Origin of the sequence: Agrobacterium sp. Ap1 (assembly GCF_017313375.1) — a bacterium.
Classification (GTDB): domain Bacteria; phylum Pseudomonadota; class Alphaproteobacteria; order Rhizobiales; family Rhizobiaceae; genus Neorhizobium; species Neorhizobium cellulosilyticum.
Window position 1 is genome coordinate 214518 of sequence record NZ_JAFLMY010000005.1, and the last position, 14206, is coordinate 228723.

Genomic DNA, 14206 nt, shown 5'->3' on the forward strand with positions numbered 1-14206 from the left:
CGGTGCTTTTCGGCTTCCGGGACGAGCGATTCGTTAGACGTATCTCGGGTAGAAATCTGTCTCTGTCCTTAGGCTGCGTTTTCTTCGGTCTCGAACATCTGCATCGGCTGACCCGGCATGATGGTCGAGATAGCGTGCTTATACACGAGCTGGGAGTGCCCGTCACGACGAAGAAGCACGCAGAAATTGTCGAAGGAAGTTACGACTCCCGTGAGCTTGACCCCGTTGATGAGGAATATAGTCAGGGAAATCTTCTGCTTTCGGACTGTATTGAGAAATAAATCCTGCAGGTTCTGAGAACGTTCCGCCATAGCGCCGATTCTTTCTTTCTTGCCGGCAATCTGCCGGGATAATGATCTCACGTGATAAGAGATTATGGAGAAACGCCCCGTGTTTCCCTTCCCCCACAAGTCTGGTTACCAAATCGGCGTCTTTTCCGCAATCTCGAAAAAGGCGTCGCGCATATTCGATGCGACACTGCCCTTATGTCCGCTGGCGCTGTCTTCCATCGATTGAAACGATTGGAATGCAGATTTCGGCACTCTGTGTGAAGCCTTAGTCAAAAATACATGGGACCGCACGAATGCGACCCCGGTAGCTAGGCAAAGACCTCAGACGCCGAGCGATTTCAGCTTGCGGTGCAACGCCGAGCGCTCCATGCCGACAAATTCTGCGGTGCGGGAAATATTGCCGCCGAAGCGGTTGATCTGCGCGATAAGATAATCACGCTCGAACATTTCACGCGCCTCTCTCAGCGGAAGCGTCATGATGTGGACATCCCCCTTCGACGAGACCTTTGGCAGCATGTCACCGAGGTCGGTCGGCAACATATCGGCGGAGATCGCCGTATCCGGGCCATCCGTGCGCGCGAGAATCATCAGCCGCTCGATATTGTTGCGCAACTGGCGGATATTGCCCGGCCAGTCATGCGCCTGCAGGACGGCCATAGCATCGTCGCCAATCTTGCGCGGGCGGATACCCGCCTGTTCGGAAACCTGCCTCATGAACATGTCGACGAGGAAGGGAATGTCTTCGCGACGCTCTGCCAGTGCCGGGACCTTGACCGGTACGACCGCGAGACGATGATAGAGATCCTCGCGGAAGGCACCTTCGGAGATCAGGCTCTCCAGATTGTAGGCGGTCGAGGAAATGATGCGGACATCCACCTTCACCCGCTTCGACCCGCCGACGCGCTCGAACTGCTGATCGACGAGCACACGCAGGATCTTGTTCTGTGTCTCGCGCGGCATCTCGCCGATTTCGTCGAGATAGAGGATACCGCGATGCGCCTCTTCAAGCGCGCCAATCTTGCGCGGCTGGCCAGGCGTCCCCTCGGTGCCGAAAAGTGCCACCTCCATCCGGTCGGGCGTGATCGTTGCAGCGTTCAGCGCCACGAAAGGACCTGTCGCGCGCGACGACTTGCGATGGATCATCCGGGCAACGAGTTCCTTGCCTGAGCCGGAAGGGCCAAGGATCATGATGCGGCTGTTGGTCGGCGCGACCTTTTCGATCGTCTGGCGAAGCTGGGAGACGGCAACCGACGTTCCGACCAGTTCGGCCGCATCACCGGTGCGCTTCTTCAGTTCGGACACTTCGCGCTTGAGCTTGGAGTTTTCCAGTGCCCGCTCGGCGATCAGGATCAGGCGGTCGGCCTTGAACGGCTTTTCAATAAAATCGAAGGCGCCGCGCTTGATAGCCGAGACGGCCGTCTCGACATTGCCGTGACCGGAGATCATCACCACCGGCAGGTCGGGATGGCGGCTCTTGATCTCGTCCAGCAACGCCAGGCCATCGAGCTTAGACCCCTGCATCCAGATATCGAGGAAAACCAGCCGCGGCACGCGGTCGGAAATCGCCGCCAGAGCACTGTCGCTGTCATACGCCATCCGTGTCTCGTGGCCCTCGTCGGAGAGAATGCCCGAAACGATCTCGCGGATATCCGCCTCGTCATCGACGACCAGAATGTCAGACGCCATAAGCTACTTCCTTGTCTTTATCTTTCACGGGCGCGCCAACCGCATCGACGTGTGGCAAAAGCACCCTGATCATGGCGCCCTTGCCATGATCGAAATCGGCAGGGGCATCGTGCAGTTCGAGCTGCCCCCCATGTTCTTCAATGATCTTCTTGACGATGGCGAGGCCGAGCCCTGTGCCCTTTTCACGCATTGTCATATAGGGTTCGAGTATCCGGTGGCGGTTCTCGGTCGGCAGTCCGATGCCGTTGTCGATCACATCCACCACGAACAGATCGCGTGCCTTGTCAAAACTGGAGCGCACCATCACCTTGCGCCCGTCACGCTCCTCGTCGACCGGCACCATCTCGATCGCCTCGACGGCATTCTTCACGAGATTGCCGAAAGCCTGACCGAGCATCCGTCCATCGAACAGGCCGTTGAGAGGTTCGTCACCGAGTTCGCGAATGAAATCGACATGGGTCGTACCCATTTCGCGCAGGAAGATCGAATCCTTCAGGATGCCCCTGAGATCGGTGATTTCCTTCGACGGCTTGGGCATGCGGGCAAACGAAGAGAATTCGTCGACCATGCGGCCGATATCGCCGACCTGCCGGACGATCGTGTCCGTGCACTGATCGAAGACCGCCCGATCATTCTCATCGATCTGCTTGCCGTAACGGCGCTTCAGCCGCTCCGCCGACAATTGGATAGGCGTCAGCGGGTTCTTGATCTCATGGGCGATGCGGCGCGCCACATCCGCCCATGCCGTTGAACGCTGTGCAATCACTAGATCGGTAATATCATCGAGCGTGATGACATAGGAATCGTTCGACGTGCGCTGTTCTTCGCGGGTGACCTGAACTGACAATGTCCGTTCCTTGCCGTTGCGCATCAGGTTGACTTCCTTGCGGAAATCCCCGCGGGATCGTGTTGTGGCTTCGGTCAGAACATGGTCGATCTCGGGTGCGATCTCCTGCAATGTTCTACCGATAAGGCCCTGCTGCTCAACGCCGAGCATCTCTTCGGCGGACGGATTGACGATGCTGATCCTCCGGTCGTCGACGCCGATGACAGCCGCCGTTACACCAGAAAGCACGGCTTCGATGAAGCGGCGACGATCATCGACTTCGTCCTTGGCCTCCAGAATCTCGTCCTGCTGCGTGCGGATTTCGGAGATCATCTTGTTGAATGTGCGTGACAGACTGCCGACGTCGCCATCTGCAGCACGAACGGGAACTACAACATTGAGGTTGCCGCTGCCGACAGCGTCAGCAGCACTGATCAGCAGTCGGATCGGCCGCACGATACGGTCGGCAACCGCGATTGCCGCCCAGATTGCCGCCAGAAGAACGATAAGTGCGAACCCGAGATAGAGCACGGCAAAGGCAAACTGGAGCGACGAGCGGCCCGCTTCCATCGCCTTGTACTCGGCAGTGTTTTCCTCCATCAGCCGCATGGCGTTCATGACCTTCGGGTCGACGGCGCGGATCGTGTAGAGGAATGTTCCCGATATAGCCTCCGTCTTCATCACCGCCCCCACAAGATTGGTGATGCCGGGCGGAATTAGTGTCGGCTGGCCGCCCGCGGCGGACTTGAGCGCATCGGCTGGGATAGCCGGCAGCGGTCGCTCGGTCTTTATATCGGCCTGCGCAATCGCCTGACCATCCTCCTGAACGAGGAAGGCTCCGAGCATGCCGCGCCCACGCGCCTGACGGGTCATCAGGTCCAGAAAGCCGGTGCGATCGAGATAGAACATCGCACGATTGCGTTCGAGGTCGTTGGACATCGAGACCGTCTGGCCCTGCAGATAGCTCGCATTCTCCATCATGTAAGCGCGGGCGATATCCTGCGACGACTGCACGATCGACTGCGTGCGCAGTGAAAACCAGCGGTCAAGGCCGACATTCAGCGTCAGGCTGGCAAAGATCGCCACCAGCACCGCCGGCGTGATGGCAACGATGGAAAACAGAACGACGATTCGCACGTGGAGGCGCGCCGCGGCCCTACCCCGGTTCCGGGCACGCAGCAGCCGCGTCACCTCGCGCCCAATGAGATACATCAGGCCGATGATGAACAGCGAATTGATGACGGCCGACGCAATCACCACGTTTCCGGTCGGCGCAATCGGCGTCAGTCCGAGGAGAACAAGCAGGGTTAGAATGGCGCAGACCAGCGCACCACCAGCCAGAAGAATACCCGGCAAGGCAAAGGAGGCGCGACGATCCTGAATGAATGTCGCTGATTGAGCGTCGGCAAGGGGTGCCGTCCCGCCGTCCACCATCATATCCCTCCCGCTCTGGGACCAACCACATTGTCGCCTGACCAAATATGGAAAGACGCTTCAAAATCACCGAATTTGGATGTCCGGGTGTTTGACCGAAAAATGCCGCCGGTCTCACTAGGCCACCTGCGTGACCTCTAAGCAACGCATTGTGGCGAAAATGCAACGATCATCTCCAACTGTCAAGCAGCCAGTGATTTGGGCACATCACAATGAGCGGATGTCCACTGAAATAGCCAACCGCAAAAGTCGTATTTAATACACTTGAGAAAAAGACGCTTCTTGCTGATGGAGGCGGAGCGTGACCCGCACAATTTAATCGCACCGGTGACTTTATCTTCGGCCTGTGGCATGGAGATATCATGAAGGCGATCCGGCAAATCCTATCGGACAGGATTCTGGCTACAGCACTGGCCGTAGCCCTTGGCTACCTATTGGCGCTTCAGGGATTCACCGGAAATATGGCAAGGGCGTCGACAGCGATCGTCGCCCAAGATCAGCTTCACGTCCTTTGCGGCTCAAATGGCGTTTTTGACGCACAGCCTGACAGTTCAGATAAACCGCTGAAACGAAGTGCAGACTGCCCCTGCGCAAGCCTGTGCCGACTGACGCATTCTGTCACATCTGCGATCCTGTCTGCCGGCCTTGCCTTGCAAGTATCTTTGGCACAGGCGCCGGCGAATATCGTTTTCGCAGTCTTCCCGACACAGGAACCAACGCGTCGGGGTCTATTGCCTGACGCCAGAGCACCTCCCTCGCTCGCCTGATCGTCCGCCGATACGGCAGGAACATCAATCTATCATTTCAAAGCAGTTTTAGCCGCTTTGCCCTTCATCATTAGTTGGCCGTCACCGGAGCGCGCGCTCTCCTTCGGCAGGCAAAAGCCAACAGGAACACTCCCTCGGAGACACTCATGTTCATCAGGAACATCGCCACCTATGCCGTGCTCGGCACCATGCTCGCATTCGGCTCTGCCCAGGCGCACGGCTTCAAGCTCGGCCAGATCGAAATCGGTCACCCCTATTCCCGGGCAATGTTGCCCATGGCAAAGGTTGGCGGCGGCTATTTCAAGATTACAAATAACGGACCGGCAGACCGCCTCGTCAGCGTCACATCCGATCGCGCCGGCAGTGTTGAGCTGCACGAGATGAAGATGAACGGCGCCGTGATGCAGATGCGCGAGCTTGAAGCCGGCATCGCGATACCGGCCAACACGACGGTCGAACTCAAGCCCGGCAGCTACCACCTGATGTTCATTAACGTGCCGCAGCCCTTCAAGGAAGGTGAGATGATCAAGGCGACGCTGGTGTTTGAGAAAGCAGGGTCCGTTGATGTCGAATTTGCCGTTGGCCCGGTAGCCGGCGACAAGGGCAGTGATGCACACGCTGAACACGGGAAATGACGATGAAAAATCCGTTCATGCTGATCGCCACGACGATCTGCGCGGCCTTCTTCTGTGTGCTGATCGGCATACTGTTCTTCACCTTCAAGGACGAGCCGCGTAACAGCAAGTTCGGCACCGCCTTCTCCCTGGTCAACGACAAGGGTGAAACGGTCGACCAGTCGATCTTCAAGGGCAATCCGTCACTGGTCTATTTCGGCTATACGCATTGCCCCGAGGTTTGCCCGACAACGCTTTTCGAGGTGGCGGGATATCTGAACCAGCTCGGAGAAGAAGGCGCTCCGATCAAGAGCTACCTGTTCACGGTCGATCCGGAACGGGATACGCCCGAGATCATGAACGGATATGTCACCGCGTTTTCAGACCGGATCACCGGCGTGACCGGTACGCCTGAAGAAATGAAGCGGGTAATAGCCGGCTGGAAGGCATTTGCGGAAAAGGTGCCGAACAAGAGCGGCGGCTATTCATGAGCCATACAATGGACCTTTTCCTCATCGGCGCCGATGGCCGCCTGAAAGGCCTTATCCCATATGGTGCGGACTCCGACGATGCGGTTGAAAAAATCCGCAGCAGACTCCTGTAACAACGCAGAGCGTTACTGGATCGGACGCCGGACAGTAATCCGGCGTCCGCAAAGGATCATGCTGAACGCGAACTGCGATAGACCGACACGCCGAGTTCACGGATCTTCTTGCGAAGCGTGTTACGGTTGAGACCGAGCAGGTCAGCCGCCTTGATCTGGTTGCCACGGGTTGCAGTCAGCGCAGCAAGGATCAGCGGATATTCCATTTCGGTCAGGACACGATCGTAAAGGCCAGGCGGCGGCAGGTTGTCGCCGAACCCTGCAAAATAGGTCCGCATGTTTTCTTCCACCGCCTGAGCGATGGTCAGTGAACCGCCGCGTGGACTTACCTTGTCGATGGGGCTGTCGGGCACGTCCGACCGCAATTCCGTATCGATGATCTCCCTCGTGATCACCTCTTGCGGATAAAGCGCCATCAGGCGGCGCACCAGGTTTTCCAGTTCGCGCACGTTGCCCGGCCAGGCATAGGACTTCATCACGTCCAGCGCCTCGCTGTCGAAACGCTTGCCGTCAAGCCCTTCTTTTTCCGCCATCTGCATGAAGTGCCGGACGAGATCGGGAATATCTTCCGCGCGGTCGCGCAACGGCGGCAGGCGAAGCGGCACGACATTGAGGCGATAATAGAGATCTTCGCGGAAGAGCCCCTGATTGATCAGGTGCTTCAGATCCTTGTTGGTGGCAGCAACGATGCGCACGTCGGTGCGGATCGGCGTGCGCCCGCCGACCGTCGTATATTCGCCCTGCTGCAGCACGCGTAAGAGACGCGTCTGGGCATCCATCGGCATGTCGCCGATTTCGTCGAGGAACAGCGTGCCACCCTCGGCCTGTTCGAAACGACCGGTCGAGCGGTTTTGCGCACCGGTAAAGGCGCCCTTCTCGTGACCGAACAATTCCGATTCGATCAGGTCGCGCGGAATGGCGGCCATGTTGATCGCCACGAACGGACCGTTGCGACGCTTGCCGTAATCGTGCAGCGCGCGCGCGACCAACTCCTTGCCGGTACCCGATTCACCGGTGATCATCAGCGTCAGGTCCGTCTGCATCAGACGGGCAAGAACGCGGTAGATTTCCTGCATCGCGGCAGAGCGACCAACCAGCGGCATGCCGTCCTGCATGTCGTCATCGAGACGGGCAGGCTTGCGCTTCGGCTCGGCCAGCGCCCGGCCGATGATGGCAATCAGTTCCGTGAGGTCGAAGGGCTTCGGAAGATAATCATAGGCACCCTTTTCCGATGCCCGGATCGCCGTCATGAACGTATTCTGCGCGCTCATGACGAGCACCGGCAGATCGGGGCGAGCCTTCTTGATCCGCGGCAGAAGGTCGAAGGCGTTTTCGTCCGGCATGACGACGTCGGTCACGACGAGGTCACCCTCTCCGGCCGAAACCCATCGCCACAGCGTGGCGGCATTCGACGTGATGCGTACCTCGTAACCGGCCCGCGTCAGGGCCTGGTTCAGGACGGTACGGATGGCCGCGTCGTCGTCGGCGACAAGGATCGTGGCAGTCATTTTTCGCTTCCTGTGGAGTTCAAGGCGCGGCCGTCACCGGCTTCTTCCTTGTGCATGGGCATCAGAACACGGAATATGGTCCGGCGCGCCTGGCTGTCGCATTCGACAATGCCGCCATGGCCGCCGATGATCTTGGCGACCAGCGCCAGCCCGAGGCCGGAACCGTTGGTCTTTGTGGTGATGAACGGGTCGAAAAGGTTGGGAACAAGGTCCGCCGGCACACCGGGGCCATTGTCGATAACGCAAAATTCCAGCGGCAGAGAAATCTTCTCACGCGTGCCCGCGACAGAAAGGCGAATACCGGGACGATAGGCCGTCGTCAGCATGATTTCTGCGTCAGCCTGGCCATCCACGGCTTCGGCCGCATTCTTGATCAGGTTGAGAAACACCTGAACCAGTTGATCGCGGTTGGCATAGACCGGCGGCAGCGACGGATCGTACATTTCCGAAATCTTGATCTCGCGGGCAAAGCCCGCCTTGGCGACAGCCTTAACATGATCGAGCACGGAGTGAATGTTGAGCGGCACACGATCGACCGGGCGCTCGTCGGAGAACACTTCCATACGATCGACCAGAGATACGATCCGGTCGGTCTCGTCGCAGATCAGCCGCGTCAGCGGGCGGTCGTCATCCGGCACGACCGATTCGAGCAACTGCGCCGCACCGCGGATGCCTGACAGTGGGTTCTTGATCTCGTGCGCCAGCATCGAGGCAAGTCCCGTGACCGAACGGGCTGCCGCGCGATGGGTCAGCTGGCGATCGATCTTGTCCGCCATCGAGCGTTCCTGGAACACCACGACGACAGAACCGGGTTCGCTCACCACCGGTGCGACATACAAATCGACCAGCTTTTCCTGACCGAGTTTTGGCGAGGACAGGTCGACGCGATACTCGTTGACCGGCGCTTTGCGCTCCCGCACCTGATCGATCAGCGCCAGAAGCGGGCTGCCGAACGGAATGAAGCTCGAAATCTTGTATTTGGCCAGATGCGGTGCGCTTGCCCCGAAAAAGGCTTCCGCCTCCCAGTTGGCAAACGCGATCTTCCCCGCCTGATCGACCAGAATGACCGGGTTCTGCACGGAATTGAGGACGGCCATGGCCAGCGCCTGCCCATGGGCAGCATCCTGAACGGCGGACTTTGTCATGCAGCCTCCTTGCGGGCCGGTATTGATGCGCCGTTTTCGAAAACGGATGTAAGGCGGCGGATAACATCAGCGGGGTCACGAGACATCATGATGGCGGCCTTGTCCTCTGCCGAAATGTCGCAATCCTGACGTTCGATATACCAGCCGAGTTGTTTGCGGGCGTGCCTGAGCCCGGCCTCGACGCCGTAAAACTCGAGCATCGCCTCATAGTGTTCGATGACGATGGCGCAGATTTCGTTTGCCGCCGGTGCCGCATGGCCGGCGAGCCAGCCGATATGCCAGGGGCGCCCCTGCGCGCCGCGACCGACCATGACTGCATCCGCACCCGACCGGCGCAGGATTTCCGTCGCATCTTCAGGCGTCTGCACGTCACCATTGGCAATCAGCGGAATGGAGAGCACGTCGCGCACGGCGTGAATAGCGTCCCAATCCGCCTTGCCTTCGTAGAACTGCATGCGGGTACGTCCATGCACGGTGACAAGCTGAACACCCGCCTCCTGCGCCCTCTGCGCAATCAGTGGAGCGTTGAGACTGTCATGATCCCAGCCCAGCCGCATCTTCACCGTGACCGGGACGGAAACGGCCTTCACCGTTGCCTCGATCATCGACAGCGCATGGTCCGGATCCCGCATCAGGGCCGATCCGGAATAACCGCCGGTTACCTTCTTGGCGGGACACCCCATATTGATATCGATGATGTCGGCGCCATTGTCGGCGGAAATCTTCGCAGCCTCAGCCATCCAATAGGCTTCGCGACCTGCCAGTTGCACCATATGCGGCGTCATGCCGGCATTCTTCAGTCGCGCCCAGGATTCACCCTTGTTCATCGCAAGCTCGCGGCTCGCCACCATTTCGGTAACGACAAGGCCCGCCCCGAAGCGCCATGCAAGCTTACGGAAAGCAAGGTCGGTTACTCCCGACATCGGCGCAAGCACCGCCCGATTGCGGACAGTGACCGATCCGATCTGAAATGGTCTGGCGAGGTCGCTGCAATGCAATTGATGATCTTTCAGGCAAGTCCGCATTATGCACTATTTTTATTCAGCTCTTGAGCGTTTGCCAAGAGCAATTCCGGAACTGCGTTATTTTTAAGCGACGTGCTGGAAATACGGCTTTTGAGGCTATAGTTCTCGCCCTGTCAATCCAAATCGATATTGAAGAAATCCACTACAGGACGGGAACAGCAACTCCATGACAATCGGCATCGTCATCGTCGCGGCAGGACGAGGGGAAAGAGTTGGCTCACCGGACGAGGGGCCGAAGCAATATCGTCCGATCGGCGGCCGGCCGGTTATCGCCCATACGCTCGACACCTTTCTGAGCTGGCAAAGACGCGGACCGATCGTCGTCGTCATCCATCCGGATGACGAGGAACTGTATGCGGCGGCGACAGTCGGGCTTGCGGCGTCAGACATCACTCTCGCCTTCGGCGGAAACACGCGGCAACGCTCTGTTTATGAGGGCCTCAAAGCTCTTTCCGCCACCGAAGCAACCCATGTAATGATCCATGATGCAGCACGCCCCTTCGTCGATCACGCAATGCTCGATCGAATTGCTGAAGCATTCGACAACGGCGTCGATGCCGTCCTGCCGGCCGTCGCCGTCACCGACACATTGAAACGCAGCGGCAGTGATGGCCTCGTGCACGAAACGGTTCCGCGCTCAGGACTTTATGCCGCCCAGACACCTCAAAGTTTCCTGCTGTCGGAAATCCGCTCTGCGCATGAAAAGGCTGCGGCGCTTCGCCGCGACGATTTTACCGATGACGCAGCAATCGCCGAATGGTCCGGACTGTCGGTTTCAATCGTCGAAGGCTCCGTCGACAATATCAAGCTTACCGTGAAACGGGACATGACCATGGCCGATGAAAGGCTTACAGCAAACGCCCTCCTCCCTGACGTCCGAACAGGCAACGGCTATGACGTGCACCAGCTCGTACCGGGTGATGGCGTGACGCTTTGCGGCGTCTTCATTCCCCATGACCAGAAACTGTCCGGCCATTCGGATGCGGACGTCGCGCTGCACGCCCTGACCGACGCGCTGCTCGCCACATGCGGCGCCGGCGATATCGGCGACCATTTCCCGCCCTCCGACATGCAGTGGAAAGGAGCACCTTCAAAGATCTTCCTCGACCACGCGGCAAAAATCGTGCGCGAAAAAGGCGGCACAATCATGAATGCCGACGTATCGTTGATTGCCGAGGCACCGAAAGTCGGCCCTCACCGCGACAAGATGCGCGAGAACATGGCGGCAATTCTCGGTATTTCGCTCGACCGTTGCTCGGTAAAGGCAACGACCAACGAGACGATCGGCTTTGTCGGCCGCCGCGAAGGAATAGCCGCCATCGCAACCGCGACCGTCGTTTATCGCGGATCGCAGGCATGAGCCTTTTTCCGATAGACATAGAGGATGATGCACGCCGGATCGTCTGGGCATTTTCCGAACGCGGATTGATGATCTCCACAGCCGAATCCTGCACAGGCGGCCTCATTGTCGGCGCGTTGACGGATATCAGCGGCTCCTCCGCCGTGGTCGACCGCGGCTTCGTCACCTATACCAACGAAGCCAAGATGGATCTGCTGGGTGTCAATGCCGCGACGTTGAAGGCTTATGGCGCCGTATCGGAGCAGACCGCGCTTCAGATGGTTCAGGGAGCCCTCTTCCGCTCACGCGCCGATATTGCGGTCGCCGTGACAGGAATCGCCGGACCCGGTGGCGGATCGGCGGAAAAGCCTGTCGGCCTCGTACACATCGCGGCGCGCAGCCGCGCTGGTACGATCCTGCATCGGGAAATGCGCTACGGCGATATAGGCCGCAACGAAGTGCGCCTTGCAACCCTGCGCACGGCCTTTGAGATGCTGATCGAAGTGGCAGGCGTTTGAGCGGCTCTCAGGCCGCGGCATAAATCTTGTCTGCGCGGCTCTCGAAAGCATCGGTAAACATGCGAAAAGCACGATCGAACATCGAGCCCATCAGCGCGCCGAGAATCATGCTTTTGAACTCGTAGTCTATGTAGAAATGCACGACACAACCGTCACCGCCATCGGTCGGCGGCTCGAAACGCCAGCGGTTGTCGAGATACTTGAACGGCCCCTCGATATACTTGACGTCGATCGCCTGTTCGGCCGGATTGAGGAGCACCTGGGTGGTGAAGGTTTCCTTGATCGCCTTGTAGCCCACCGTCATGTCGGCCAGGAGCAGGGTCTTGCCGTCCCGCTCCTTGGAACTGCGAATGCTGAGCGCCTCGCATAGCGGCAGGAATTCCGGATAGCGCTCGATATCCGCAACGAGGGCGTACATCTTTTCGGGGCTGTGCTTGACCGGGCGGCGAATGTCGAACTTTGGCATGACGTGGAGTTAAGCTGAGGTCTTTGGAAGATCAAGCCCCGACAAGGGAGAGAAGCTGCCGCATCTGACCGCGGGAGGTCAGGATCAATACGGGACAGTCAGGACTGAAACGCCGAACCCCGTCCACGATCCTCGGTGTCGTCTGCCGCTCGAAATTCCAGACGAAGGACAGGAATTCGCGATCGAACAGTCTCTCCGGACATCCCGGCGCCATGTCCGGCCGCGTTTGCCCCAGATGGCGAAGGCTGCGGGAAATTACACCCCATAGGCAGAGCCAGCGCGGCATCCGCACCCAGATGATCGCATCGGCGCGCGGCATTCTCAGTTCGAAACTGGATGAACCCGTGCCATCCATGATCCAGCGATCTCGGGACACCGCTTCCGAAATCAAGGCCCGCGTCGCCTCACGATCCCGCTTCACCCAGCCCGGTAGCCAGTAAAATTCTCTGTCCATCGAGATATAGGGCAGCCGCAATCTGTCGCTCAGCTTCCGCGAAAGCGTCGACTTGCCGCCTCCCGAACAGCCGATCACAAGCACGCGCTCGCAAGCATGAAGCACTCGTGCCGCGTCCTCCGGATTGACAATATGCAACTGATTTCCCACCTGTTATGTGTCCGCTGCAACGCACATCTTCGGTTTGACGATTTTCAAGTTAAAGAAAATTAATGTAGTTTGAGGGGAGTTGTAATATTCCCTCGTCGCAATCCCGCCTATATTGGTGCATTGCAACATTCTAAAATCTATCGATCCGAAAGACGCATACCCATGGACGATTTCGCACAGATGATAAAGCTGCTCGAATCCGCTAAGCAGCTTGCGGATATGAACGGCATGCCGATGCTCGCCTATTTCATCGAAATGGCAAAAGGCGAAGCACGCGGACAGAAGGGCACGCTGCGTGAACGCAGGCATGGCCAGGACAAGCGCCCCAAGATCGAAGCTGCTGAATAACCAGTGAAAGAGGTTGCCGCCTTATTCGGCGGCAGCCAGTAGCTTCTTTTCACGCGCAGCCCGCAACCGGGCAAAGTCGTCACCAGCGTGATGCGACGAACGCGTGAGCGGGCTCGAAGCTACCATCAGGAAGCCCTTCGTATAGGCCACAGTCTCGTAAGACTTGAACTCTTCCGGCGTGACGAATTTCTCGACCTTGTGATGCTTGCGCGTCGGCTGCAGATACTGGCCGATCGTCAGGAAGTCGACATCCGCGGTTCTCAGATCATCCATCAGCTGCAGCACTTCGTTACGCTCTTCGCCGAGGCCAACCATGATGCCAGACTTGGTGAACATCGTCGGATCGAGTTCCTTCACCCGCTGCAGAAGCCGGATCGAGTGGAAATAACGCGCACCTGGACGAACCGTCAGGTAGTTGCCCGGCACGGTTTCCATATTGTGGTTGAACACATCCGGCTTGGCGGCAACGACGCGCTCCAGCGCACCGGGCTTCTTCAAAAAGTCCGGCGTCAGGATTTCGATCGTCGTCAGCGGTGATGCGGCACGGATCGCCCAGATCACCTTTTCGAAATGTTCCGCGCCACCGTCATCCAGATCGTCACGGTCGACCGAGGTTATGACGACGTGTTGCAGCCCCATTTCCTTGACGGCGCGTGCCACGCTTTCCGGTTCAGCCATGTCGAGCGGGTTCGGCTTGCCTGTCGCGACATTGCAGAACGCGCAGGCGCGGGTACAGATCTCGCCCATGATCATGAAGGTGGCGTGCTTCTTGTCCCAGCATTCACCGATGTTGGGACAGCCCGCCTCTTCACAGACCGTCACCAGCTTGTTTTCGCGAACGATGGCGCGGGTTTCCTGATACCCCTTCGAGACAGGCGCCTTGACGCGGATCCAGTCCGGCTTGCGCATGACCTCGGTATCGGGCCGATGCGCCTTTTCCGGGTGGCGAACGCGCTTCTCTTCGGAGAGATTGGTCCTGTCGAGAATGGTGACCATGAAATCCTGCCTTCAGCTCCGCATTGATGTCGGAGC

General features: G+C 58.6%; 13 protein-coding genes and 1 pseudogene. 5 read left to right on the forward strand and 9 right to left on the reverse strand.

Annotation, left to right across the window (positions count from 1 at the left end):
* Positions 1-68: 68 nt before the first annotated feature.
* The 3 genes from hfq to JZX87_RS12535 all read right to left on the reverse strand — a co-directional run bounded on the left by hfq (position 69) and on the right by JZX87_RS12535 (position 4236).
* Complete coding sequence (gene hfq / locus JZX87_RS12525; RefSeq protein WP_007757453.1) at positions 69-311, reverse strand: RNA chaperone Hfq; 243 nt, start codon at positions 309-311, stop codon at positions 69-71.
* A 300-nt stretch (positions 312-611) separates the two neighbouring features.
* On the reverse strand, positions 612-1976 hold the full coding sequence (gene ntrX, locus JZX87_RS12530; protein WP_183821553.1) for a nitrogen assimilation response regulator NtrX: 1365 nt from the start codon (positions 1974-1976) through the stop codon (positions 612-614).
* Positions 1966-4236, reverse strand: a complete 2271-nt coding sequence (locus JZX87_RS12535; RefSeq protein ID WP_206825878.1) for a sensor histidine kinase NtrY-like — start codon at positions 4234-4236, stop codon at positions 1966-1968. Before JZX87_RS12535 ends, ntrX begins: the two co-directional genes overlap by 11 nt.
* Before the next feature lie 913 nt (positions 4237-5149).
* On the opposite strand from JZX87_RS12535, the gene JZX87_RS12540 reads away from it, so the two are divergent.
* Positions 5150-5638 (forward strand): copper chaperone PCu(A)C, encoded by a 489-nt coding sequence (locus JZX87_RS12540; RefSeq protein ID WP_148144874.1) that lies wholly within the window; start codon positions 5150-5152, stop codon positions 5636-5638.
* 17 nt (positions 5639-5655) lie between these two features.
* Positions 5656-6221 (forward strand): annotated as a pseudogene (locus JZX87_RS12545) (SCO family protein).
* A 56-nt stretch (positions 6222-6277) separates the two neighbouring features.
* Here JZX87_RS12545 and ntrC read toward each other — a convergent pair.
* Genes ntrC through dusB form a run of 3 tightly spaced genes read right to left on the reverse strand, consistent with a single transcriptional unit; the run spans position 6278 to position 9899 of the window.
* Positions 6278-7729, reverse strand: a complete 1452-nt coding sequence (ntrC, locus tag JZX87_RS12550) for a nitrogen regulation protein NR(I) (RefSeq protein ID WP_148144876.1) — start codon at positions 7727-7729, stop codon at positions 6278-6280.
* A complete protein-coding gene (locus JZX87_RS12555) occupies positions 7726-8874 on the reverse strand; it encodes a two-component system sensor histidine kinase NtrB (protein ID WP_148144877.1) in 1149 nt (382 codons plus the stop codon). Before JZX87_RS12555 ends, ntrC begins: the two co-directional genes overlap by 4 nt.
* On the reverse strand, positions 8871-9899 hold the full coding sequence (dusB, locus tag JZX87_RS12560; RefSeq protein WP_206825880.1) for a tRNA dihydrouridine synthase DusB: 1029 nt from the start codon (positions 9897-9899) through the stop codon (positions 8871-8873). Before dusB ends, JZX87_RS12555 begins: the two co-directional genes overlap by 4 nt.
* A gap of 166 nt (positions 9900-10065) precedes the next feature.
* On the opposite strand from dusB, the gene JZX87_RS12565 reads away from it, so the two are divergent.
* The gene (locus JZX87_RS12565; RefSeq protein ID WP_183821548.1) at positions 10066-11259 is read left to right on the forward strand and encodes a bifunctional 2-C-methyl-D-erythritol 4-phosphate cytidylyltransferase/2-C-methyl-D-erythritol 2,4-cyclodiphosphate synthase; all 1194 of its coding nucleotides are present in this window, start codon (positions 10066-10068) and stop codon (positions 11257-11259) included.
* The gene (locus tag JZX87_RS12570; RefSeq protein WP_183821547.1) at positions 11256-11756 is read left to right on the forward strand and encodes a CinA family protein; all 501 of its coding nucleotides are present in this window, start codon (positions 11256-11258) and stop codon (positions 11754-11756) included. The genes JZX87_RS12565 and JZX87_RS12570 overlap by 4 nt, the downstream gene beginning before the upstream one ends.
* Before the next feature lie 7 nt (positions 11757-11763).
* On the opposite strand, the gene JZX87_RS12575 is transcribed toward JZX87_RS12570, so the two are convergent.
* Both JZX87_RS12575 and JZX87_RS12580 read right to left on the reverse strand, forming a co-directional pair.
* Positions 11764-12222: a type II toxin-antitoxin system RatA family toxin gene (locus tag JZX87_RS12575; protein WP_206825881.1), complete on the reverse strand. Its 459-nt coding sequence runs from the start codon at positions 12220-12222 to the stop codon at positions 11764-11766.
* A 31-nt stretch (positions 12223-12253) separates the two neighbouring features.
* The gene (locus JZX87_RS12580; protein WP_206825883.1) at positions 12254-12814 is read right to left on the reverse strand and encodes a P-loop NTPase family protein; all 561 of its coding nucleotides are present in this window, start codon (positions 12812-12814) and stop codon (positions 12254-12256) included.
* Positions 12815-12988: 174 nt separating this feature from the next.
* On the opposite strand from JZX87_RS12580, the gene JZX87_RS12585 reads away from it, so the two are divergent.
* Complete coding sequence (locus JZX87_RS12585) at positions 12989-13174, forward strand: hypothetical protein (RefSeq protein ID WP_148144882.1); 186 nt, start codon at positions 12989-12991, stop codon at positions 13172-13174.
* Between the two features lie 21 nt (positions 13175-13195).
* Here the strand turns inward: JZX87_RS12585 and lipA are convergent, their stop codons facing one another.
* A complete protein-coding gene (gene lipA, locus JZX87_RS12590) occupies positions 13196-14170 on the reverse strand; it encodes a lipoyl synthase (protein WP_148144883.1) in 975 nt (324 codons plus the stop codon).
* Positions 14171-14206: the final 36 nt, after the last annotated feature.